This window comes from Shewanella sp. 10N.286.45.A1, assembly GCF_041470405.1.
In the GTDB taxonomy this organism is placed as follows: Bacteria; Pseudomonadota; Gammaproteobacteria; order Enterobacterales; family Shewanellaceae; genus Shewanella.
This window is the reverse complement of record NZ_JBFRMK010000050.1, coordinates 1-25,394: the sequence shown is the minus strand read 5'-3', so window position 1 is coordinate 25,394 and position 25,394 is coordinate 1. Positions and strand designations below refer to the sequence as shown.

The following is a 25,394-nucleotide window of genomic DNA, read 5'->3' as shown; positions in this document are numbered from 1 at the left end:
AAAAAATTGGCGATAATAACTAACGTAGGACAGGCGCTTAAATACGCTCGATGTCACGAGTACCAAACAGGCCGTAGGGCTTAAACCATAGGATGATCAACAGCACGTAAAACGGCGCGATGTCGTACATGTTGCCGATATGCAGGTACTGACTATCAAAGAATTCAGCGACGTTTTCTAAAATGCCAATGGTGATCCCACCCACTATCGCGCCAACAATAGAGTCAAGACCGCCAAGAATAACCGCAGGAAAGACCTTGATGCCGATAGAGGAGAGAGAGTCTGAGACACCATTCACCATGCCGATCACTACACCTGCGGTTGCAGACACAGTCGCTGCAATTCCCCAACTCATGGCGAAAACTTGTTTCACTGATATCCCCAAACTTTGTGCTACTTGCTGGTCAAATGCGGTTGCTCGCATTGCCAAGCCATGTTTGGAGTATTTAAAGAACAAGAAAAAACTGACCATAATAATGAGCGCAATCACGGTACTCATTAAGTACGCCAACTCGATGTTAAGCCCAAAGATTGAGATTGATTGGGTATCGAAAACTTTTGGGTAGCTCTGTGGCGATACACCGAAGATCCACTTAGTCAAAGACTGGAAGAAGATAGATAGGCCAATCGTCACCATGATCACTGAGATAATTGGCTCACCAATCATTGGCCTAAGCACTATCATCTGTAGAAACACACCAAACACAGCCATAAAGCAGAGTGTAAGTAAAAAGCCTAAGAAAAACGGCAGTTGTAAATAGACAAGTAGCGCCCAGCAAACCCAGGCTCCCACCAGCAGAAATTCACCCTGGGCAAAGTTTACAATCTGGGTCGATTTATAAACTAAAACAAAGCACATCCCTACCACACCATAAAGCAGCCCGACAATCAGCCCGTTAATGATGAGTTGCAGTAACAGTTCAAAATTCATGATGCTCTCCTTTGAGATACACTGCCTTGCGCAGCCGCTGGTGATTCAATAACAGTTGCCACCTTAAGTTGAGTTTGAATGCGCGATTTACTGCCATCTTGGAAGGTAATCACGGTATCGATATCAACATGGGGTTTATCGCTATAGAGTGACTCGATAATGTCAGCGTATTTCTCAGCAATAACACCTCGGCGAACTTTACGGGTACGAGTCAGCTCGCCATCGTCAGCATCGAGCTCTTTGTATAGCAGGATAAATTTATTGATCTTCTGCGCATCCGGTAGCGATTGATTAACTATCTCTACCTCTTTAGTCAGTTGCTGATAAACCTCTGGTAACGTTGATAGATTGGTGTAGTTAGTAAACGCCAGCCCTTGTTGTTCCGCCCACTTAGAGACAATACTGAAACGAATACAAAGAATGGCTGATAGAAACGGCTTGTCTTTGCCTAAAATCACCGCTTCGCCGATGAATGATGAGAACTTAAGTTTATTTTCAATATATTGCGGCGAGTATTGGATCCCATGGCTGGTTTTGGCCAGATCTTTAATACGGTCGATGACCACCAAATGTCCCGATGGCTTGAAGTAGCCCGCATCACCGGTATGCATCCAGCCCTCTTTAACGTCTTCATCAAAAGCAGCTTGGTCGCCAAGGTAACCATTGAACATACCCACGGTTTTAGCGATGACTTCACCGACGCCTTCACTGTCGGTATTAATCACCTGCAGCTCGGCAGTATCAAAAGCAACACCCACACTGTCATAGTCAACATCATCTTGATGGTGAATGGTGTAAGCACCACACATCTCGGTTTGACCGTAAAGTTGGCGCAGTGGCACCCCTATACTCTGGAAGAACTTGAATGTGTCGGGCCCCATCGCCGCGCCGCCAGTTGCCGCAGACTTTAGAAATGAAAACCCCAGCCTGTCGCGCAGCGCTTTCATTAACAGGATATCCGCCAACGTCGAACGCTTATCCTGAGCAAGTGCTGTTTCTGCACGTTTCATCGCGAACTCAAACAGCTTTTTCTTCAGTGGCGTCGAGTCCATCATCCGCGCCTGCACGTCGGCTAAAATCCCCTCCCACACTCTCGGGGCGAGTAACACAAAGCTTGGGCCTATTTCACGAAGATCAGCCATCATGGTTTCTTGCTCTTCTACAAAATTAACTATCTGTCTGGCAATCAGTGCTTGGCCGACGGCGTAGACCTGCTCCATGATCCAAGGCAGAGGCAATACCGATACATAGTTGTCGCCAGGCATTCTTGGATCGGCACGCAAGTATGAGCAGCAGTGGTCAATGAACTTACTGCCTTGTAACAGAACAATTTTGGGTTTTGAGGTCGTGCCAGATGTGGTGCAGTAGATAGCAATATTGTCAGCTTTGCCCGCATCGACTAACTCGTCATAAGCACGTGGATGTTGCTTATCAAGCTGCTGACCACTCTTGTATATGTCTTCGATGTTTATCAATCGCGGGTCGTCGTACTTACGCATCCCTCTAGGATCGCAATAGACAATGTATTTTACAGATGGGATTTGATCACCAAGCTCAAGTAACTTGTCACACTGCTCCTCATCCTCAGCAATCACCACCTGCGCATTGCTGCGGTTAAGCAGGTATGCCACCTCTTCATGCAGCGAGTCTTGATAGATCCCTAAAGAGAAACAACATAAGGCATGCGCTGCAACTTCGCCCCAAACCCACTCTGGTCGGTTATCGCCTAATAATGCAATGGTTGTTTCGGCTTCAATGCCCAAATCGCGCAGGGTTAATGACAGCCATTTAACGCGGTTATGGTAATCAAGCCAGCTAAACTCGCTCCAAATGCCAAACTCTTTTTCACGCATGGCAATATCATCACTCCATAGGAGCGCGTTGTGGCGCAATATTTTGGGAAAGGTATCCATATCACCCATATCAAAACGTTCTGCAGCACCTTCATTTGCAGTTTTCATTAACCCACCTCCTGCAGCTGCTCATTATCATCTAGGCCTAAGTAAGCTTGCCTAACATGTTCGTTTGCCATAACTTCGTCCGGTAAACCGCTAACTAATTTCTTGCCGAAATCAAGCACCATCACTTCATGAGAAATATCCATTACCACTCCCATATCGTGCTCAATCATCACCACAGTAATGCCGAACTCTTCGTTGAGATCTAAGATATAGCGCGCCATATCTTCCTTCTCTTCTAGGTTCATGCCCGCCATGGGTTCATCAAGTAGGATTAGTTTGGGATTTAATGCGATGGCACGAGCCAGTTCGACCCGTTTACGCAAGCCGTAGGACAAGGTGCCTGCAATCGACTTTCGTACATGGGAGATATCGAGAAAATCGATTATCTCTTCAACTTGGCGCCTATGTTTAAGCTCCTCTTTTTGCGCAGGAGAAGCCCAGTAAAGCGGTCCGGTTAACCAGTTATTTTTCATCTGGTGATGACGCCCAACCATGATATTGTCGAGAACAGACATATGACCGAATAGCGCCAGGTTTTGGAATGTTCGACCAATGCCTAAATCTGCACGATCATTTGGTCGCATGTGCGTGACTTCTTGGTCATCAAAATGAATCGAGCCTTCATAGGGACGATAGCGACCTGAGATACAGTTAAGCATTGACGTTTTGCCAGCACCGTTAGGCCCAATAATTGAAAATACCGAGCCTTTTTCAACTTCAAAACTGACATCTGTTAGCGCTTTTACGCCACCAAATGCTAAGGAAATCTGTTCAACTTTTAAGATTTTATCTGCCACACCCATACTCCTTTACACTCAACATCGTTCTGCTTGTCGCACTTTTTGCCGCTAAGTACTTATGTCGGACGACTGCCATGGGAATCAAAACTGAATACAAAAATACTCATTCACATCAAAATGACAGCAGGGGGAAACCTGCTGTCATTAATGACTAAAGTGCGTAACGGAAAGAGAGTTGTGCGTAATCGGAGTCGACATCTTGATCGCCAATTTCAAAATTACCCACTTCAAAACCTATCGCTAAATGCGGAGTGAGGTTCTGGAAAAGGTTAAGGCTCCATTGGCTGCGCTCTGCATTACCGATGTCAGTTTCAACTCGACCATATAGCGCGGTACTTCTTAATGTGTCGGTCCAAAAATGACGGTAAGCGGCGAGATAAGATGTGGTGCTTTCAACTTCCTCACCAACTAGATCTCGCGCGACACCGATACCGACATAACGACCCACTTCGCCTTGGTGGAATTGAAAGCGCAGATCATCTTTACCGAAAGTTTTAATGCGTCCAGCAATAGAACCACCAAATGCCGTTTCACTATTGCCTAGATCAGTATTTAGGCTGCGACCAAGTGCAGATATTGAAATATCGCCCCAATCTCCTTTAAAGTTATAGCGGGCAACAACATCGGGAAGGTCATCGTTTGCGGTATCGCCACCAACACTTTCAGGGTTTTCTATTGAGAATTGAAAACCGCCGATGTCGTAACGAATTTGACCTTGACGAATAAAGGCCAAACCCACCGTTGCGCCAGCAAAATCTGCCGTCTCAGGAATCGCGCTCGTATTCATAAAGGTGGTCCAGGTTTGACCTGCGGTTAACCCTTCATATTTGATAAATGCATGACGTATTCTTGGGTTAGCGGAGTTGGAAACAACTTGATTACCACCACCTCCAAGAAAGTCCATTTCAATAAAGCCCATCACATCGCCGTGGACATATTTGGTGTTAAAGCGTGTTTCGTTAGCGAAGATTCTAAATTGAGAAGCACTTGCCTCAAGCGGCGTACCTGTACCAATCCAAAAGTCACGGTAACCAACATCACCACTGACATAACGCGCATCAACTTTAATGTAGCCACCAAATGTTAGCTTGCCATCTTCGCCAACTTCAAAGTCATAACCGGCAGCGGCTGAACTAGCTAGCAAACACAACGAACCTGCTAATGTGATTTTTTTTATTTTAGAAATGAGCATCTTTTATCCCCTTTAATGTCTGCACTCAAGATGAATAATTAAAAGTGTTTGCTCAATTGTGTAATGGTATTAGTGCAGCAGTATTAATACGTTAGGTGCAATACCAACGAATTAAACACATGTGATTAATCAAAATGGATTAATACTTAAGTCGATAGCTTTCAGTGCTCTTAACAACTAAAAAATGTGATATGTTAATTTCTATAACAATTAAGGGAGTTCTCGGTTATTAGTCGAAGGTCTCCCAATAAAAAGGTGTAACGACAGCATGTTTCCTAATTGGCTATTGGTGACTATCAGTATTAGCTATATTGGTTTGCTATTCCTGATGGCTTTTCTTGGCGATAGATATAGAGAAAAGCTTTTTAAACAGCAACATACAATTATCTATTCGTTATCTCTCGGCGTTTATTGCACCTCTTGGGGGTTCCTCGGCACCGCCGGACAAGCAGCCAGTAACTCGTTCTCCTATCTACCTGTTTATATTGCTCCGATTCTACTTTTTATATTTGCTTGGCCATTTATTCAGCGCATTATCCGCGTCTGCCTCAAGCTTAATATTACCTCGATTGCCGATCTACTTGCGGCAAGATTTGGTAAGTCGCAGCTGTTGGCAACTGTGGTCACCTTTGTTGCCCTATTTGGCACCTTGCCGTACATCGCGCTGCAGCTAAAAGCCATTGTTAACTCCTATGAAATTTTAAGACAAGATCACTTGCTCTCCTCTTGGCAGCTAGGCTTAGTTGTGAGTCTTATATTGGCCGGTTTTACCATCATATTTGGCGTGAGAGCCATTGATGTCACTGAGCGTCACCCAGGCATGATGCTAGCCATCGCCTTTGAATCTTTCGTCAAGCTCATCGCCTATCTGACTATTGGTATTTTTGTGTCTTTTTTTCTATTTGACTCTCCCATGGATATTTGGCGCCAAGCTAATGAAACGCTGCCAGTTTCGACTGAATTTACTTATCCAAATATGGTGTCGATGTTTGGTTTACTGTTTATTGTTATGTCGGCATTTTTGTGTTTGCCACGTCAATTTCAAGTATTGATTGTTGAGCTAAAAGAACAAAAACATGCCCTGTGGAGCCGCTGGACCTTCCCGCTTTACATCTTAGTATTTGCTTTTTTCGCCATGCCTTTGGGGCAAGCTGGCAACATACTCTATGGCGACTCACTACAAAGTGATGCCTATGTGCTGTTTCTGCCCGCTTTTAGCGGCGACGCTTGGCTCGGTTTGTTTAGCTTTCTAGGTGCAATATCAGCGGCAAGCTCTATGGTTATCATTTCAACCATTGCATTAAGCACAATGTTAAGTAATGAAGTGGTATTTCCTACTCTATTTAAAGTGACCAATATTCAGAGTACTGATTTTCATAAGTTTCGCTCTCACCTATTAAATATCCGTAAAGGGCTAATCCTGTTCGTTATTTTCTTGAGTTACGGTATGTTTCTACTCGCTCCACCCGACACGCTAGCCTCATTAGGGGAAGTGGCATTTGGTGCAATAGCTCAGATAGGCCCAGCACTGTTCGCTGCCTTTTTGTGGCGGCGAGTCACCCTCATAGGTGTGCTTGCAGGCATAAGCAGTGGTTTTACACTGTGGCTGACACTTAACTTATTCCCGCAGTTAGGTCTCTATTCTCACCCTTTTGCGGGAAGTGAGTACTCGATGACAACTATGGCGACTCTGGTTGGTTTGTTTGCCAATATCACCATGATATGGATAGTTTCATCATTTACCCGCCAAAGCGTGCACGAACAGATGCAAATAGCGCATTTTATCGAACGCCCTGACCTTGCGAAATTGCAACCGGCCCTGCCTAAATATATTAACCCTACCGAGCTGGAGTTACTGGTTGCTCGCTTTATCGGCAAAGAAAAAGCCGCTCAAGGATTTCATGCGTTTTTCTCAGCACAACAACCAATATCCGACAAAGCTGCATATAACCAAGTACTGACTTTTCATACCGAGAATATGTTGGCCAGCGTGATGGGGTCAGCCTCCGCTCGCTTAGTGATATCTTGCGCCCTTAATGGCCGTGATATTGCGATTGAAGATGTGGCACAACTAGTTGAAGAAGCCTCTAGCCACCGCACTGAATTTAGCCGTAGTGTGCTGCACAGTGCCATTGAAAATGCCAGTGAAGGGATCTCTGTCATCGACAAAGATCTGAATTTGGTTGCTTGGAACCAGCACTATTTAAACCTATTTAGCTACCCTGACGACCTTGTTTATATTGGTTCTCCAGTTAAACAACTAATCAAGTTCAACTTAAGTCATGCCTACCCTTTACAGCATGATTTGGCCCAACAAGTTGAACGACGTTTAGCTTACCTGCGCCAGGGTAGTCGCCATAGTACAGAACGTGTTCAGCCCGACGGAAAGACAATAAGAATTGAAGGTAACCCGATTCCTGATGGCGGCTTTGTGATGATATTTTCTGATATCAGTATGTACCGTGAAGCAGAAAAGCTACTTAAAGAACAGAATCTAGATCTGGAAGCCAGAGTATATGAACGGACCAAAAAGCTAGAGCAGGCAAACTTGAGCCTAGAGCATACCAATCAAGAGCTGGCGGTAGCGCTGCAAAAAGTCGAACAAGCTCACCAGAAAAAGAGCCAATACCTAAAAGCTTGTAGTCATGATTTATTACAACCACTCTCTGCCGCAAGACTGTTTTCATCTGCATTTTTACAAGATAGCCAACTCAGTCGTAAGCAACAACAGCAGATAGGTTATATCGATAACTCATTACAAGTTGCCAATGAACTGCTGCTCGACTTGAACGAAATTTCGCGCATTGAAAGTGGCACCATCATCCCGGAGATCACCGAGTTTGCCCTGCAAGAAGTCATTGACTCACTCGTTGACGAATTTGGCGCCATAGCTGCAACGTCCAGTGTAAAATTCAAATTTATTAACACTCAGCTTTGGGTTAGAAGTGACAAAGTACTATTGCGACGGATCTTGCAAAACCTGATCAGCAATGCCTTTAGATACGCAGGCAAAGGCAAAATTCTACTTGGTTATCGCCGTCATGGAGATGATATCTCTATTCAGGTGGTTGATGATGGACCGGGGATCCCCAAAGAGAAACAAAAGGTTATATTTGAGCAGTTTACCAGGCTACAGCATTCGGGCCATGACGGTGTTAATGGTCTAGGCTTAGGGCTGAACATTTCTCAAGGTCTTGCCTCACTGCTTAACCATCAACTGACGTTATCATCAAAGGAGGATCGCGGCAGTATATTCAGCTTGCGTCTCGCCACTGTTAAGCCTCAACAACTTGTACCTAAAGCGCCAGTAGACATTCTGACCCTGAGCGGAGTGCATGTTTTATGCGTCGATAATGATCCGAACGTACTCGCAGGCATGGTGCAGCTTCTGCAAAGTTGGAACTGCCGCGTTTATCAAGCATCATCAGCTCAACAAGCAAAACAGGAATTTGCCAAACATGCACACAAGATTGATATCGTGTTGATGGATTATCAGCTTGAAGATGACCACAATGGGCTTAATTTGATGCAGGAGCTTCAGCAGCAAACCGACTTAACACTACCAGCAATATTGATAACCGCAACCATTGATGAAACTGTAGTAAATAGAGCAAAAGAGCTAGGCTATGGCTATCTACGTAAGATTATTAAACCTATCGCATTGAGAGCTGTTATGAGCGCAACGCTGGCCAAAAACCTCCATAGCAACTACGCAACAAGCAAGACATCGAATTATACCGTGGATGAGGAGTTGTAAACTGCAGTGTTAACCCAGCTAAAGGTTAACACTGTAGCTAGCGGCTAAAATCAAGCAATAAGAGGTGTTTTTTCAAGCTGCAGTTCGTTCATGGCAATCACAGCTTGGGTGCGGGTGTGCACCCCAAGTTTTAAAAAGATGGCACTCGCGTGGGCCTTAATCGTTGCTTCAGAAAGGCCTAATTCGTAAGCGATTTGCTTATTGAGCAAAGCATCAGCAAACATCATCAAGATGCTGTGCTGCCTAGGCGAAAGGCTAACAATTTTACTCGTCATACTATCGGCTTCTATCGCTTCAAAATTGCTGCAACCTGCAGGTACCCACTGCTGACCTGCTAATACCGACTTAATCGCACTAACCATCACCTCAACGGCTGTCGATTTAGGAATAAATCCTGCCGCACCAAACGACATACTCTTACTGACGGTGACTTTATCTTCCTGCCCCGAGATAACAACAACCCCCATTTGCGCATGACAATTACGAATACTCACTAAGGTATTAAAGCCATGAGCTTTGGGAATATTGAGATCCAGCAGCAATAAGTCTGCATCATGCAGCTTTAATACTTCATCGAGTTCGGCAACTGATTCCGCTTCAAACAAACTCACATTTTCAAAATGAGTGGTTAGGATATTGACCAATGCTTGTCTAAATAATGGATGGTCATCAGCTATTATTATTTTTAGTGGCTGTAACATGTTCGATCCCTCATATGTACATTTTTTCAGTCTACTCCATTGCCTTTTATTATCAACCAGCCACAATTATGCACCTGTTCGCCAAGCTCGAAATTTAACACTTTAATTACAAACAGATAGTCTTATCCATTGCGCAAAAAGCACGTTAGCCACTCGCTGAAACATAGACTTATTAACTAGGTTTTCTGTAAGGTTTTTGTGTTAGATGGAACTTTCCCCTAACTAAACGGTGTCGTATCACAGCGCAAACTCCGCAAAATTCAAATCAGCGCCATAAAATAACAGCCAACTAAACTCATCACTAAATTTGGTTTAAGGCTTGTACATAAAGCAACTCTCACATATTCTGAATTAAGCAGTATTTTTAAATTAGTTTTACTTTTCAAATGATAAGGAACGCCAATTTGCCAGATAAAATTGCATTAGTATTGGGTGGCGGTGGCGCAAGAGCGGCATACCAAATAGGCGTTCTTAAAGCGATTGTACAGTTTTATCCCCGTAACCAAGGGATCCCTTTCAAGATTGTTTGCGGTACTTCCGCCGGCGCAATTAACGCAACCTCAATTGCAACTCACGCCTCTTGCTTTCATTTAGGCGTGCGAAAATTGGAATGGGTTTGGCGCCATATTCACGCTAAAAAAGTCTATCAAGCTTCTATTGGCGGCGTGGTTAAGCACCTAAGTAAAATGGCATTAAAAGGAGTGCAAAGCGATGGTGCCTCTCACAGTGCCGGCAGTTTATTTAATAGTGAGCCTTTACGAGGGCTACTGAACGACTTAATTAGTTTTGAGCGCATAGGGCGAAATATTAGTAGTGGTGCGCTAGATGCTGTAAGCCTAGATACCTCTTGTTATAACAACTCTCGCTCAGTCACTTTCTTTCAAGGTAATCCACTTATAGAGGACTGGCAACGTGCACGTCGAAGCGGTCAGCGCACTCGCTTAAACACCGATCACCTATTAGCAAGCTCTGCCATTCCGTTGATTTTCCCGTCTGTGCGTCTTAAACAAGAATATTATGGCGATGGTTCGGTACATCAGCTTGCGCCATTGAGCAGCCCGATTCACCTTGGTGCAGATAAGATCATGGTGATCAATTTGGAAAGTCCCCATAAGGCTCAACCAAAGGAACTTGATCATCATCCTAAAACTGCAACCATTGCTGGTCACCTGCTCGACACGATATTTTCAGACACCTTAAACAGCGATCTAGAACGACTTGAGCGGATTAACAGTACTTTATCACTCATTCCTGAAGAGAGCCGACAAAAGCTGGCTTTGAAACAGATTGAGACCTTAGTCATTAAACCAAGTGAAGATTTAAGTGTTATTGCATCACGTTACTTTCAAGATATGCCATTTGCGATCAGAATGATGATGAAAGCACTGGGGATCAATGAACATTCAGACTCGAGTGTTGGCTCATACCTATTATTCGAGCAAGGATATTGCAGTGCGTTAATAGAGCTAGGTTACCAAGATGCCATGTGCCAAATTGATGAGATTAAGTCCTTTTTCAATATTCAGTCTCATTGATCATTAAGAGAATAAATAACTCCCTCATTTAAGAACCAAATGGTATTAGCGGGCTATTTCGGCACAACAGTGTCACCAATGGCCTCAACAATACTGTCCCCCCAATGTTGATAGATGAGTTCGCCAGGATGGAAACCATCACTGGCCATCTGCGCAGGTTCTGGCTTTGTGCCAAAATCTAACAAGATAAAAGGTTCAGACTTAGAAAGTTGTCTCAACAAGCCATTAAACTCATCACTACGCTTACCAAGAAACCAACGTAAAGGTTGCGGCAAAGCAGGAAAGCTTCCCATAGGTGGGACTTGAGTTAATATCAGTTTACGGCAGTTAACGCTTTGGGTAAGAAACGCTATGAGTTCTAGCTGTTGTTGCAACCACTCCCGCGCCGATAATGGACTGAGTACATCGTTAACCCCAAGTGACACCACCACGATATCGAACTCAAATGCTTGCTCATTATATCTCTTATTGAGCATTTTTAGCGTCTGAGCAGTATTAGCACCAGATTTAGCAATAAGCTGCCACGACACCTCAAAATGAGCAGCAAGACCAGCACTGATAGTGCCGCTCAAAGCATCCTTCTGCTGCGCAACGCCCACGCCAGCGGCAGCCGAATCACCTAAAACTAACAAGGAGACAGCGGGTCCTTCTCCCAAACAACCGCTGCGTTCACCGGCGGCTTCAGGTAACTTCGGCGTATTCTTCTTTACTCGTCGACCTTGAATAAACATCAATGGCAGTAGCAGTATAAAAATTATCTTGTGCAAAATAACGTCCTTATTATCTCTGTTAACCTTGTAGTAAAAAGGTTTCCGCCTTTTCTATTCGTCGAGGCTTTCCAAGCAATATTAGAATATCACCCGGTTTAATCTGCCAGTCCAGTTCAGGATTATCAACTTCAGCGCCCGCCCGGCGAACTGCACGCAGTTCAACTCGAAGCTTTTCCCAGGGGATATCTGCCAATGTCAGTCCTACGGCATTGGCCCCTTTCGGTAATGACACGGCATGAAGCAATTCAAGGGTAAAATCTGTTTCAGCCCCAGAGAAAAAACCATGTAAATATTGATAATGGTTGCGTCGCTCTGATTCCAAACGTTTTAGGATCCTTGCGAGCGGCACGCCACATTGATAGAGCACTTGAGAAACCAGCATTAAGCTGCCCTCTAGGGTTTCTGGAATAACTTGGCTAGCCCCAGCCTCCTCTAACTCCTCCATGCCCGAGTCATCGCGAGTACGTACCAAAATTTTAGCCTCTGGCGCCAACTGACGGCATAGAGGCAGCACCTCCTCCAATATTCGTTCACTACTAAAGGTAATAACGATCAATTTGGCATGGCGCACGTGCGCTTGTTTGAGAATACTGCGTTTGCACACGTCACCAAAGTATACCGGCTCTCCCGCCGTTCTGGCCTCAGAGACACGTTTGGGATCTAAATCGAGTACAAGATAGGGTATCGCCTCGGTTTTCATAAACCTTGCTATCGTTTGCCCAACGCGGCCATAGCCAAGAATAAGCACCATATCATCGGCAACATCAGCACCAACAGCAATCGGTTCACTTTTTTCAGGCTTAGGTTTTAACCCCTGCAGCATTCGTGCTATGTCTACACTATGGCGAACAAGCCAAGGAGCAAGTGCCATTGATAACACCGCAACCATAACTAATGTGGTACTGGTTTTCACATCCAATAATTGATAGTTAACTGCAAGCGCTAGCACAACAAAGCTAAATTCACCGACCTGCGCCAAGCTTAAGGCTGTTGACACAGAGACCCTAAATGACTCTTTAGCAAGTTTAAGTAACGAAAAAATGACTAACGCTTTACCGAAGATTACCGCAATTAACAGTATGATGATCTGCCACCAATACTGCGCGACGAGTTGAAAATCGAGCAACATACCGATGGAGATAAAAAACAAGCCCATCAGTAAGTCTCTAAAAGGGCGAATATCGGCTTCTAATTGCCGGCGGTATTGGCTTTCACCCAAGAGCATCCCCGCCATAAATGCACCTAACGCCATCGATAAGCCTAGCCACTGGGTAATAGCACCAGTGACTAACGCTACAACCAAAGTCGACAATACAAATAACTCATTTGAACGAGAACGCGCCACTTCATCGAATAGTCTTGGCAACGCCCATTTGCCAAAAGCCATTAGCGCAATGAAAGCCAATATGCCTTTTAATAACGCATAGGCTACATCACTTAATAATAGAGGTGCACCATCGCTTGCGAGCAGCGGCAGTAGGATTAATAGGGGAACAACGGCAATATCTTGAAACAACAGCACACTGACTGACAGCTCACCATGGCGGCGTCGCAACCAGCCTTGTTCATTAAGCAGTTTAAGCACAATTGCTGTCGAAGATAGCGCAATGGCCGAGCCTACAACAATTGATTCGGTCACAGTCAAATTACATAACAGAGCGATGACCATGCTCAGCGCAGCAGTCACCAGCACCTGAGCACTGCCTAAACCAAATACGGTTCTACGCATCGCCCAAAGCCTCGGCAGAGAAAACTCAAGCCCAAGGCTAAACATCAGCAGCACCACCCCAAGCTCTGCAACCGACTGCATTTGATGCTGGGTAAACCAATGGAAACCACTTGGACCACTAATGATCCCCGTCATTAAATACGCCAAAATGGCTGGCAGTCCAGCCCGCCTTAAAATGGCAATAGAGACAATGGCAACCACTAGCATAAGCAGTATTTGGATTAAAAAGCTGTGTTCCATGTGCTCTATTTACTCCTAGGGACGATATGAATGTTAAAGCGTAGGTTTAATACATCTATTTATCATAAAGAATATTACTTGTACTACAAGCCAAAGAAACGATTAAGCATTTAAAAGTGAAACACTAATTGGTGATTTCAACACCAAAATTGCTGAATTTGATATGACGTTTTTGCATTACTCTATATCGTCGAAATCACGCCACTTAGCGGTTTGTCAAAATCCTGCCGCCTCAATTTTTAACGTCTAAACCAAACAAGTAAACATATGATAATTAACAGTAATAAGCAAAAAACATGTTATTGGCACGATTAGTGCTTAATTCAGGGGTAGTTATAGCGCTAATTTATTTGGAGTTGAGTACATGGAATTTGGCCTAGCGACCGAGCTTTTTCCTAACGAGTATCGCATAGAAGCTGATCTAGAGTCGGCCTACCCGGTAGATCTTAACCTTGTCACCATCATCCAACAACTACACCAACACTTAGATCCGCGGACAGTGTTTGCCTGCTTCGGAAAAATCATGGGGCAATATTTGCCGCTCCATGGGGTGCAACTCAGTTATAAGCAATATCACTTTCAATGGGGACGCCAAGGCGGTTACTCGATTGAGCAGCATCTAACGCTGGCTGACACTATGGTTACGGTTAACTATAACCTAAAAGCGCCTTTAGTGCCGTCGCAAGCTCAGCGTTTGAATCAACTACAAGAACTGGTATTACAACCCTTGTTCAACGCGATTCAGTTTCAAGAGATATCCAAACAAGCAATGTTTGACGCGCTGACTCAGCTAGGAAATCGCCACTATTATCTTGAACAGATAAAAAAAGAGATCGCTCGCGCAGAGCGAAACCACAGCACTTTTTCATTAGTCACCTTAGATCTCGATAACTTTAAGCAACTTAACGATCGCTTTGGGCATCAGTTAGGCGATGAAGCATTGGTCTCTTTTGCCAAACTACTTAACCAGGTCGTTAGAGATACCGATCAAGCCTTTAGAATTGGCGGTGATGAGTTCACGATTTTAGTGCAAGGTGATGCACAAGCGGCTGCGATCCTGTGTGAAAGAATTTTGAGCGCCTTGGAGCAACTTGCAAATATAGAGAGTTATCAGGTTCGAACCAGTTTAGGTATTGCTCAGTGGGCTAACAATGATTCCGAGCAGAGTTTATACCAAAAATCAGATAGTGCTCTTTATCAAGCCAAAGCGATGGGCAGACAGTGCTACAGTATCTATCAGCCAAAAGATTGCTAATTAATTCAATAGGAAATTAATTAGCGGTAAACGACAGCCCTTGCTCACTCTCGGAGCACAGATAGGCTTTTTCATTCCAGTAACCGATGGCGCACACCAATTTACCGTTGTAGCACAATAGCGGTACTTTAGCTCTTGCCCACGGCGCTACGGCAAACTCCTGCCATAGTTTCTTCAACTCGCGACCTTTATTTCGATTATGCGGCTGACAACGAGTACTTCCTGGCAAAGCAAACTCGATAGTTACCTTTTCATTCGCATGTGGCAAGCGCACTCCAGTCCCCAGATCTAAACTCGCGTTAACCCGCTTCCCAGTACCACAGTTAATCCCCTGAACCAGAATTTCATCGATTGATGACACTCTGATGTTGCTCAATGGCGCTTCTTTAGTCAGCGTTAGAAAGTAACCAGCGCCTTTAAAACGCTTTATGACAACGTCTGCTAACTTTATATCAATATTGGCGTCAGCTTTAGCATCGAGCAATTGGCTAAGAATTTGTTCTACTTGCACTTTAGAAGGCGGCGCGAATCCCAACTGTTCCATATGGCCTCGCAGCAGTAGCGCTTGCCAAGCAGTTGAATGCTCAGCTAATGCAGTGAGTTCAATGACCAGCTCACCTTCTTGTCGACTCTGTATTGAGGGCAACCGCGTAGCCATCTCTTCATCGACAACACTTTGTTGCATCGCACATAACTCAGCACTGCGACTCGCAGTTGCAGCAATGGCACTCCAACGCTGTTTTAAAGCAGGGATGATAGATTGACGTAGAAAGTTTCTATCATATTTCTCATCAAAATTACTCTCATCTTGAATATGAGTAATGTGATGTTTCATGGCGTAGGCTTCAACTTCCGTTTTTTTCATATCAAGCAGCGGGCGTATCAACCACTTATCTTTATCGAATGGTTGTACTCTACCCATCGCTGATAGACCTTTTGGGCCAAGTCCGCGCTTTAAAGCTAGTAAAATAGTTTCAAGTTGATCATCTTGATGATGTGCTGTCATTAAAATATCAGCAGCGTCCATCTGGGCTAATAATGCTTGGTAACGCACCGAACGTGCCGCCGCCTCAACGCTGACCCTTGGTGCCTGTTTCACTTCGACATGAGCTACAGAGCAGGGTAACTGATATTTAGCAGCCTGCTCTTGGCAATGTAACGCCCAACTATTGGCGTTAGCACTCAAACCATGATGGACATGCAGCAACTGATATTCAAACTGTGGCTGTTGCTTGGCAAACAGCGACAAACCTTGTGCTAAGATCTCTGAGTCGACGCCACCACTATAAGCCAGCACAACTTTACGGGGCTTTTGGCTTAGCTCAATCGATGGTAACTCGTCGATACAACGTTGGATCAGCAGTGCAATATCCATAACTTAAAAGACTATCCGAACTTTGTTTGAGCCTGTTAGCGACTCAAGCGCCAACATTAAATCATCGGTTGGGTTCACCCGCCATTCATCACCCAGTGTAAACTGCGCTTTAGTTTCTGGCTGGGCGTAATTGATTAACACTGGTACAGCGCCATTTTTCCATGGTTCAACTGCTGCCTGAAAACGGTTTAACCAATCTCCATCAACCTCTGTTGACTGCAGGTCAACTTCAACCGCATTTGCAAAGTGGCTGCGCGCTTCGCCCATATCAATAATATTACGCGCAGTCATACGATTACCGCCGGAGAAATCATCGAAGCTAACTTCGCCTTCAATAATCAAAATACGATCTTTTTCAAGCAAGTGATTAAACTTCTCAAACGCTTCGGTAAATAGCATCACCTCTAAACGAGCACTCTTATCGTCCAATGTCACCAAGCCCATTTTAGCACCACGTTTGGTCATCATGACTCGTGTTGCTACCACGAGCCCAGCCGCTTTCATGGTTTTACCACGCTCCGTTGGATGAACGTCTTTAAGGCGACCAGAGGTGTAGTGCTTAAGCTCTTTGAGATACTGATTAATCGGGTGCCCAGTCAAATATAAACCAAGCGTGTCGCGCTCCCCTTCTAGCCAGACTTTGTCAGGCCAAGGCGTGCACTCTACGAATTGTTGTTTATCATCTTCTGGCTCGCTATTGAGCAAGCCAAACATATCGTGTTGACCTAAGGCTTCCGCTTTAGCATGCTGATCCGCTGCGCGTATAGCTTCTGGTAATGTTGCCACCAATGACGCTCGATGCGGGCCAAGATTATCAAGCGCGCCGGCACAAATTAACTTTTCAATCACGCGGCGATTAAGCTTTTTAAGATCAATTCGAGCACAAAAATCAAACAAATCGGTAAATGGACCATCTTTTCTGGCCTGTAGTATCGAGTCCACAGGACCTTCACCTACCCCTTTAACCGCACCGATGCCGTAGACAATATTAAGATCTTCATCAACAGTAAACCTAAATAACCCCTTATTGACATCGGGTGGAATAAGCGGCAAACCCATACGTTCACACTCATCAACTAAGGTTACAATCTTATCGGTGTTATCCATATCAGCCGACATCACCGCAGCCATAAACTGCGACGGGTAATGGGTCTTTAACCATAGTGTTTGGTAGGATACCAATGCGTAAGCAGCAGAGTGAGACTTGTTAAATCCATAACCCGCAAATTTTTCCACCAAATCGAAAATCTTCATCGATAGTGGGCCATCAACACCGTTCTTGATTGAGCCCTCTTCAAACGTTCCGCGCTGCTTTGCCATCTCTTCTGGCTTTTTCTTACCCATAGCACGACGTAACATATCCGCGCCGCCCAAGGTATAACCAGCCAATACCTGGGCAATCTGCATCACCTGCTCTTGGTACAAAATAATGCCGTAGGTTGGCGACAGTAATTCTTTTAATGATTCGTGCTGGTACTCTGCATCAGGGTAAGAAACTTCTTCGCGACCATGCTTACGCTCAATGAAGTTATCTACCATGCCAGACTGCAAAGGACCGGGTCTAAACAGTGCTACTAGTGCAATCATATCTTCAAAGCAGTCAGGCTGAAGGCGTTTAATCAAATCCTTCATACCCCGAGATTCCAGCTGAAATACCGCCGTGGTTTCGTAGCGCTGAAGTAACTTAAAACACTTAGGGTCTGTCAGCGAAATAGATTCAATTCGCACACGCTCTTCACCATTCTTGTCTTTAACGGCGTTCACCATCTGCAACGCCCAATCAATAATAGTCAGCGTTCTTAGTCCTAAGAAATCGAACTTAACCAAACCTGCGGTTTCTACATCGTTTTTATCAAACTGAGTAACCGGGTTAAGCCCTTCCGAGTCACAGTAAATAGGAGAGAAATCAGTAATTTTGGTCGGCGCGATAACAACACCACCAGCATGCTTACCCGCGTTACGCGTTACACCTTCCAATATGCGGCACATGTCGATGAGGTCTTTCACCTCCTCGCTGCCGTCATAGGATTCTTGCAGCGCTGGTTCGACCTCAAAGGCCTTTGCCAAGGTCATACCGGGTTCTGCTGGCACCATTTTGGAGATACGGTCAACAAAACCATAAGGGTGGCCCAATACACGCCCTACATCTCGTATTACCGCTTTAGCCGCCATGGTACCGAAAGTAATAATCTGCGATACCGCATCACGACCATAAAGATCGGCAACATGGTCAATCACTTCATCTCGGCGGTCCATGCAAAAATCGACATCGAAATCCGGCATAGAAACACGTTCAGGGTTAAGAAATCGCTCGAACAGTAAGTCATATTCTAGTGGGTCGAGATCGGTAATTTTAAGGGCGTAAGCCACTAATGAGCCAGCACCCGAGCCTCGACCTGGGCCAATAGGAATATCGTTATCCTTACCCCATTGGATGAACTCCATAACAATAAGGAAGTAACCAGGAAATCCCATCTCGTTAATCACTTTAAGCTCAATGTCCAAGCGTTCGTCGTATTCAGGTCGTTTCTCCGCTCGAACCTCTGCGTCGGGAAATAAAAACTCTAGTCGCTCTTCTAAGCCTTTTTCAGAAACATCAACCAGAAAGTCTTCAATGGTCAAATCACCCGTTGGGAAGTTAGGTAGGAAGTATTCATTCAAGCGCACTGTGACATTACAACGCTTAGCAATTTCAACCGTGTTCTGTATCGCTTCAGGAATATCCTCAAATAGCTCGCACATCTCCTCACTACTCTTGAAATACTGCTGGTCACTGTATTTTTTAGGACGGCGAGGATCGGCTAGCGTAAAACCATCGGAGATCGCCACCCGAATTTCATGCGCTTCAAACTGCTCTGGTTTATTAAACACCACTTGGTTGGTAGCAACTACAGGTAAATCTTTTGCCTGCGCTAACTCCACAGCCATATGCAAGTAACGCTCTTCATCTGGACGGCCAGTGCGTAACAACTCTAGGTAATAACGGTCTGGAAAATGTGTTTGGTAAAATTCAACTAAGGATTCAACTTGGGCGTAATTATCTTTGAGTAACGCTCGGCCCACATCGCCGTGCCGTCCGCCAGAGAGTAATATCAAACCATCGTTATACTTAGCTAACCATTCATGATCAATCACTGCTCTATCGTCAATATGACCGCGAAGATAGGCATCACTGATCAGCAAGGTTAAGCTTGAATAGCCCTCATTATTCATCGCTATAGCGGTAATTGAGCAGAGCTCGTCGACACCTGGGACTTGTACCCAAAACTCAGTGCCGATAATGGGCTTTATTCCGGCGCCATGACAACCGCCGTAAAATTTAACCAGTCCACACATATTGGTCTGATCCGTCAGCGCCACAGCTGGCATCCCTAGCTCGCTTACTTTCGCAAGAATAGGTTTCACCTTGGACAGCCCATCAGACATTGAAAAGTCACTGTGAACGCGCAAATGCACAAATAAAGGATCAGACATATGTGGAGTATCTTTCTTTTAGGTAGATGAAGACAAATAGTCAGTCTTACAGAGTAAAACATGGAATAGCAGCAAACAAGTTAAACTGCTAATTGACGCGCTAGATGAATAACTTTTTAGCAATCGCTGGCCCTTAACCGAGCATATAAAAGGTTACTTCGCTAGGGTATGGGCCAGTATATAATTGCAAGTTACATGGCTTCACGTACTGGACGAAAACTCTTGCGATGCTCAGCGAGTACACCGTAATTGGCTAATGCTTCAAAATGAGCCTTAGTCGGGTAACCTTTGTGTTTCTCAAATCCATATTGAGGATATTGCTGTGCAAGTTGCTCCATTTCACGGTCGCGGATCACTTTAGCAATAATTGAAGCGGCGCTGATGGCATCGATAAGACCATCACCTTTAATTATTGCGTGGCTCTGCATACCAAAATCTGGACAACGATTACCATCGACCAATACAGAGCTTGGCTTAATAGATAATCCTGCAACCGCACGCTGCATTGCAAGCATAGTGGCGTGCAATATATTCAGCTCATCAATTTCAATAGGCGTAGCAGCGCCAACGCTGACACTTAATGCTTTCTCTTGGATCTGATTAAAAAGCAATTCTCGCTTTTTCTCTGATAACTTTTTTGAATCGTTAAGGCCAACAATTGGATTATTGGGATCTAAAATAACCGCAGCGGTTACCACATTGCCTACTAAAGGACCGCGACCAACTTCGTCAACTCCAGCGTATTGTCCAATACAGATCAATTCAATTTGCTCTGGGGTTATACCTTTAAAAACGGCCACTAGTTTTGTTCCTCTATTAGCTTAACCACCGCATCTGCTGCACGTGCACTAGCATCACGACGGATCTCCTTATGCATCTGCATGAAACGATCATGTAGTGGGGTGAAATCGCTATCAAGCTGCACAGAGATTGCAGCAGCTATTTTTTGTGCGGTACAATTTTCTTGGATCAATTCAACAACAACATCATCGTCGGCCAATAAATTGGGGAGCGAATAGCGTTTTGTAAGCATCATACCCTTAGCAATACGATAGGTGATTGGGCTTACCCTATAAGCAACCACCATCGGCCTTTTAACCAGCATTGCTTCTAGCGTCGCGGTCCCCGATGCGAGTAATATACAATCGGCTGCTGCCATCACCTCACGAGAATGGCCTTCGACCAAGTGAATCTCCAAATCTGGAGCATACTCACTAAGTGCTTGTTCGAATTGGGCTCTGCGTTTTTCATTCACCAGTGGTGTGACAAATTTGATATCGGGATAACGCTGCTTAATTAAGCTCGCCGCCTTCACAAACGGCTCTGCAAGCATTTTTAACTCCCCGCCTCGAGACCCGGGTAAGATAGCTAAATACTCAGCTTCGCCATCCAGTCCAAGTAATTTACGCGCCTCAACTTTGCTGCTTTCTAACGGGATATCATCTGCCAATGTGTGACCAACAAAGGTACAAGGCACTTGATACTTATCGTAAAAGGCTTTCTCAAATGGCAGCAGCGACAACACCATATTGGTTGCTTTAGCAATTTTAAAAATTCGCTTCGGCCGCCACGCCCATACCGATGGGCTAACATAATGAACCGTTTTTATGCCACGAGCTTTAAGCTTTAACTCGAGGCCTATATTAAAATCTGGAGCATCAATTCCGATAAAGCAGTCAGGTTTAAGTTGAGTAATTTCATTAATCAGCGTTGACCGTACTTTAAGCAATCTAGGTAGACGTGAAAGCACTTCTACAATTCCCATCACCGCAAGCTCTTCATAGGAGAACAGAGATTCAAAGTCAAGCGCGTCCATGCGTGGGCCGCCAATGCCGACAAAGCGTGCATCTGGATAGCTTTGCTTAAGCGCTTTAATCAAACCAGCACCAAGAATATCACCCGAGATTTCTCCGGCGACCATAGCGAATATACGAGGAGTGTGTAGGCTCATAAAAAAAGTCTATTTTTAAAGATGATTGATAAAGAAAAAACCCGCTAGATAGCGGGTTCTTATTAGCACTATCGAACTATGCCTCGACTTGAAGATGCGACAAAGTCGACCAAGAATTTAACTTGTTCATCATCGACTGCCGCTTCTTTTAACTGCTCAACCGCTTCTTCAACGGTTAAACCATTGCGGTATAGCGTTTTATAAGCTCGTCGAACGGCAAGCTGAGATTCCTTACTGAAACCTCTGCGTTTGAGACCTTCACTATTAAGACCTCTTGGTACTGCAGGTTGACCCGAAGCCATGACGAACGGTGGCACATCGTTCAAAATTAAAGAATAGCCAGCCGTAAATGCATGAGCACCGATTTTTACAAACTGATGCACACCTGTCATGCCGCCAAGAATGGCATAATCGCCGACATGAACATGCCCAGCAATTGAAGCATTATTAGACATAATAACATTATTACCAACGACACAGTCGTGGGCAATATGCACATATGCCATAAATAAGTTATTTGAACCGATACGAGTTTCCCAATTATCTTGAGTCGTACCACGGTGTATCGTTACCGATTCACGAATAACGTTATTATCACCAATAATAAGACGTGTTGCTTCACCCGCAAACTTCTTATCTTGACAATCTTCACCTACTGAGGCGAATTGATAAAATTTATTACCTTTGCCAATAACTGTTGGGCCTTTCACAACAACGTGTGAACTAAACCAACAGTCATCACCAATTTCTACGTTTGCGCCAATATAGGTCCATGGACCTATAGTGACATTATTGCCAATTTTGGCATCTGGATGGATGTAAGCTAATTTATCGATCACTTGGAAATCTCTCTCCGTGCACACATTATCTCGGCTGAACAAACAACCTCGCCATCCACTTTGGCTTCACCAGTAAATACGCCTATTCCGCGGCGCTCTTTAATCATTTTGACTTCGAAATGCAACTGATCGCCTGGCTCAACAACACGCTTAAAACGTGCTTTGTCGATCCCAGCAAAATAATATAATGCATCATTCGAAGGTGCATCACTCATCGTCTTGAATGCTAAAAGACCAGTGGCTTGCGCCATAGCCTCTAAGATCAATACGCCTGGCATCACAGGTTGAACCGGGAAATGTCCCTGAAAGAATGGCTCATTAATGGTGACATTTTTGATAGCGTGTAAAGTTTCACCTGGGGTGAAGTCCAATACTCTATCAATCAATAAAAATGGGTATCTATGAGGTAAAAACTTTAGGATCTCTTTGATATCCATTGTATTCAATTGATTTGACACGAAACTTATTCCTTAGCCTGCCCAAGGCAGCTATTCATTTACTTTGTGTTGTTTTCTAACTTCTTAACACGCTGAAAAAGCCCATCAAGCTGTCTAAAGCGAACAGTATTTTTACGCCACAGTTTGTTATCCATCGCAACCGTTGCAGAAGAATATACACCAGGCTCTCGGATCACACTGGTAATATTAGTGCTTCCGGTAACATGTACACCGTCGCAAATACTTAAGTGCCCTGAAATTGCGCAATTACCGCCGATTATACAGTGTTTACCAATAGTGACACTACCGGCAACAACGGTGCTTCCCGCTATCGCGGTATTAGCACCAATAATATCGTTATGCGCTATCTGAACTTGGTTATCTAAAATAACGCCGTCATGAATTTCGGTATGATCTATCGCACCGCGATCTACGGTAGTATTGGCACCGATCTCAACACGGTCTCCAATTCGAACACCGCCAGTTTGTGGAATTTTAATCCACTGACCACGCTCATTGGCATAACCAAATCCATCTGAGCCGATAATAGTACCCGAATGAATAATACAATCTTGACCTAAATGTACGTCATGATAGACAGTGACATTCGCCCATAATAATGTGTTAGAGCCAATAACACTGTCTTGTCCAACAACACTGCCGGCACCAACTTGGACATTGTTACCAAGAACAACATTTTCACCAATAACTGCATTCGCACCAATAGCAACATCCTCTCCGAGCATAGCAGACGCTGCTATTTGTGCAGAAGGGTGAATATTTTCAGCCGCTTTTGGAGTGGTATCAAGGAATTGTGCAATGCGGGCAAAACCAACATAGGGGTCTTTCAAGACAATTGCATTGCCTTTAAACCCTTCTGCGTCTGCCGGACTCATTAAAATCGCCGATGCAGCTGTCGTTTCAAGCTGTGAACGGTATTTTGAGTTTGCCAAAAAAGAGATTTGACCTTTACCTGCACCATCCAAAGTGCCGACTGTTGATATTTCAACGGAGTCGTCACCTTGAACATCTGCATTAAGATGGTCAGCCAGTACTCTTAAAGTATAGCTAGTCATCTATTTACTTGCCTTTACCTAGAGCTTCAACAACCTTGTTGCTGATGTCAGCAGTTGGTTTAACGTAGATAACAGCACCACGTTGTAACACCATGTCATACTGCTCTTTTTCTGCAATGGTATTAATTGTCTTTTGTACTTCAAGAAGTAGTTTATTTTGCTCTTCACCGTTACGACGACGCATATCTTCGTCTAATGCTTTGCCTTTAAGTTGTAGCTCAGCCTTCATTGATTCCATTTTACGAACCATTTCAGTCTTTTGAGACTCACTCATAAGTGCTGCATCACGTTGTTGCTTTTCAAGCAAACCACGTAGCTCTTCTTGCATTTTCTGTACAGCGGCAACACGGTCACCAAACTCAGCTTTTAAAGTTTCGTTAACCTGTTCGCGTTGAGGTAGCTGTTCAAATACAGCTTGCATATCTACAACTGCAATCTTTTCAGCATGCGCAGCTAATGGTGCACCTAAAAGAACTAAAACCATCATTGCGCGATTTAACATCTTATTCAAAACAAACTCCTTTATCTCAGCAAAACTTGCCGATTACATTTAAATTATTTTTAGAAAGTTTTACCAATATTAAACGAGAAGATCTCAGTTTCATCATCCTCGTATTCCTTGATTGGCCATGCAAGACTAAACACCATAGGTCCCATTGGCGACAACCACTGCACGCTCATACCCCAAGAGGCACGAATACGACTCGGATCGCTATAATCTTCAAGTTTATTAAACTCTTCTATTGGAAGATAACGATACGACTCATAGTCAAACTCAGTATCCCATACGTTACCCGCATCCACAAAGAAGCTTGTACGAACAGAGTTGGTATAGGCTTCATCTAAGAACGGCGTAGGTACAATTAACTCTAAACTCGCGGTTGCAATAGCGTTACCACCAATTGAGCGACCTGAACTAACTTGAATTTGGTTCGGATCCCCAGGTAGTGTACAACCTGTTCCAGATGGATCTGGTGAACAAGGCTCGCTGCCACGGTATAAGTAGAATGAACGTGGACCAACCGAGTTAGACTTAAAGCCACGTAATGAACTACTACCACCTGAGTAATAGTTCTCCCAGAACGGCAGAATTTGATCATTGTCGTTAAACTGACCGTAGCCATTACCATAACCTAAACGGCCACGCGCTAACATAACAAAGCTGTGACTGCGGTTAATCGGGAAATAGAAGTTGGTATCAAAGTCTGCTTTAAAGTACTGAAGATCAGACCCTGGAACCGTCATCTTACCGTTCAAGCGCTGTGACGAACCGTCTGATGGGAAAGTACCGCGGTTCAAGTTGCTTCTTGACCAACCAAGACTTAACTCAAAGTTATCGAAGCTTAAGCCAGCATTAGGATCATCCGAATC

At 44.4% G+C, this 25,394-nt stretch carries 19 protein-coding genes; 3 read left to right on the top strand and 16 right to left on the bottom strand.

All coding sequences use genetic code 11. The annotated features are described in order from the left end of the window. Positions 1-37 precede the first annotated feature (37 nt). From AB4238_RS04775 to AB4238_RS04760, 4 genes are all read right to left on the bottom strand, one after another. Entirely contained in the window at positions 38-931 is an 894-nt protein-coding gene (locus tag AB4238_RS04775; protein WP_372031841.1) for a branched-chain amino acid ABC transporter permease, read from the bottom strand. Continuing rightward, positions 928-2,892, bottom strand: coding sequence for a long-chain fatty acid--CoA ligase (locus AB4238_RS04770; RefSeq protein ID WP_372031838.1), 1,965 nt, complete (start codon positions 2,890-2,892; stop codon positions 928-930). Before AB4238_RS04770 ends, AB4238_RS04775 begins: the two co-directional genes overlap by 4 nt. After that, on the bottom strand, positions 2,892-3,689 hold the full coding sequence (locus tag AB4238_RS04765; RefSeq protein ID WP_220737368.1) for an ABC transporter ATP-binding protein: 798 nt from the start codon (positions 3,687-3,689) through the stop codon (positions 2,892-2,894). The genes AB4238_RS04770 and AB4238_RS04765 overlap by 1 nt, the downstream gene beginning before the upstream one ends. A gap of 154 nt (positions 3,690-3,843) precedes the next feature. After that, positions 3,844-4,884, bottom strand: coding sequence for a DcaP family trimeric outer membrane transporter (locus AB4238_RS04760; RefSeq protein ID WP_372031835.1), 1,041 nt, complete (start codon positions 4,882-4,884; stop codon positions 3,844-3,846). Positions 4,885-5,152: 268 nt separating this feature from the next. On the opposite strand from AB4238_RS04760, the gene AB4238_RS04755 reads away from it, so the two are divergent. Further along, entirely contained in the window at positions 5,153-8,641 is a 3,489-nt protein-coding gene (locus tag AB4238_RS04755) for a PAS-domain containing protein (RefSeq protein ID WP_372031832.1), read from the top strand. Positions 8,642-8,691: 50 nt separating this feature from the next. Here the strand turns inward: AB4238_RS04755 and AB4238_RS04750 are convergent, their stop codons facing one another. Beyond that, the gene (locus AB4238_RS04750; protein WP_372031829.1) at positions 8,692-9,342 is read right to left on the bottom strand and encodes a response regulator; all 651 of its coding nucleotides are present in this window, start codon (positions 9,340-9,342) and stop codon (positions 8,692-8,694) included. A gap of 404 nt (positions 9,343-9,746) precedes the next feature. On the opposite strand from AB4238_RS04750, the gene AB4238_RS04745 reads away from it, so the two are divergent. Continuing rightward, complete coding sequence (locus tag AB4238_RS04745) at positions 9,747-10,877, top strand: patatin-like phospholipase family protein (protein ID WP_372031826.1); 1,131 nt, start codon at positions 9,747-9,749, stop codon at positions 10,875-10,877. 53 nt (positions 10,878-10,930) lie between these two features. Here AB4238_RS04745 and AB4238_RS04740 read toward each other — a convergent pair whose 3' ends face one another. Together AB4238_RS04740 and AB4238_RS04735 are read right to left on the bottom strand one after the other, a co-directional pair. Further along, the gene (locus tag AB4238_RS04740) at positions 10,931-11,644 is read right to left on the bottom strand and encodes an SGNH/GDSL hydrolase family protein (protein ID WP_372031824.1); all 714 of its coding nucleotides are present in this window, start codon (positions 11,642-11,644) and stop codon (positions 10,931-10,933) included. 22 nt (positions 11,645-11,666) lie between these two features. After that, positions 11,667-13,616, bottom strand: coding sequence for a monovalent cation:proton antiporter-2 (CPA2) family protein (locus tag AB4238_RS04735; RefSeq protein ID WP_372031823.1), 1,950 nt, complete (start codon positions 13,614-13,616; stop codon positions 11,667-11,669). Between the two features lie 364 nt (positions 13,617-13,980). On the opposite strand from AB4238_RS04735, the gene AB4238_RS04730 reads away from it, so the two are divergent. After that, positions 13,981-14,871 (top strand): GGDEF domain-containing protein, encoded by an 891-nt coding sequence (locus tag AB4238_RS04730; protein ID WP_372031820.1) that lies wholly within the window; start codon positions 13,981-13,983, stop codon positions 14,869-14,871. A gap of 16 nt (positions 14,872-14,887) precedes the next feature. On the opposite strand, the gene tilS is transcribed toward AB4238_RS04730, so the two are convergent. From tilS to AB4238_RS04685, 9 genes are all read right to left on the bottom strand, one after another. Then, on the bottom strand, positions 14,888-16,246 hold the full coding sequence (gene tilS / locus AB4238_RS04725; protein WP_372031818.1) for a tRNA lysidine(34) synthetase TilS: 1,359 nt from the start codon (positions 16,244-16,246) through the stop codon (positions 14,888-14,890). A gap of 3 nt (positions 16,247-16,249) precedes the next feature. After that, the gene (gene dnaE, locus AB4238_RS04720) at positions 16,250-19,720 is read right to left on the bottom strand and encodes a DNA polymerase III subunit alpha (RefSeq protein ID WP_372031816.1); all 3,471 of its coding nucleotides are present in this window, start codon (positions 19,718-19,720) and stop codon (positions 16,250-16,252) included. A 191-nt stretch (positions 19,721-19,911) separates the two neighbouring features. Beyond that, positions 19,912-20,520, bottom strand: a complete 609-nt coding sequence (rnhB, locus tag AB4238_RS04715; RefSeq protein WP_372031813.1) for a ribonuclease HII — start codon at positions 20,518-20,520, stop codon at positions 19,912-19,914. Continuing rightward, the gene (gene lpxB / locus AB4238_RS04710; protein ID WP_372031810.1) at positions 20,520-21,671 is read right to left on the bottom strand and encodes a lipid-A-disaccharide synthase; all 1,152 of its coding nucleotides are present in this window, start codon (positions 21,669-21,671) and stop codon (positions 20,520-20,522) included. Before lpxB ends, rnhB begins: the two co-directional genes overlap by 1 nt. Positions 21,672-21,739: 68 nt before the next feature. Next, a complete protein-coding gene (gene lpxA, locus AB4238_RS04705) occupies positions 21,740-22,510 on the bottom strand; it encodes an acyl-ACP--UDP-N-acetylglucosamine O-acyltransferase (protein WP_372031808.1) in 771 nt (256 codons plus the stop codon). Further along, a complete protein-coding gene (gene fabZ / locus AB4238_RS04700) occupies positions 22,507-22,968 on the bottom strand; it encodes a 3-hydroxyacyl-ACP dehydratase FabZ (RefSeq protein ID WP_044555987.1) in 462 nt (153 codons plus the stop codon). Before fabZ ends, lpxA begins: the two co-directional genes overlap by 4 nt. A gap of 38 nt (positions 22,969-23,006) precedes the next feature. Further along, positions 23,007-24,023: a UDP-3-O-(3-hydroxymyristoyl)glucosamine N-acyltransferase gene (lpxD, locus tag AB4238_RS04695; RefSeq protein ID WP_372031806.1), complete on the bottom strand. Its 1,017-nt coding sequence runs from the start codon at positions 24,021-24,023 to the stop codon at positions 23,007-23,009. A gap of 4 nt (positions 24,024-24,027) precedes the next feature. After that, on the bottom strand, positions 24,028-24,525 hold the full coding sequence (locus AB4238_RS04690) for an OmpH family outer membrane protein (protein ID WP_220737437.1): 498 nt from the start codon (positions 24,523-24,525) through the stop codon (positions 24,028-24,030). 59 nt (positions 24,526-24,584) lie between these two features. Further along, a partial coding sequence (locus AB4238_RS04685; protein ID WP_372031803.1) for a BamA/TamA family outer membrane protein occupies positions 24,585-25,394 on the bottom strand: 810 nt, incomplete at its 5' end.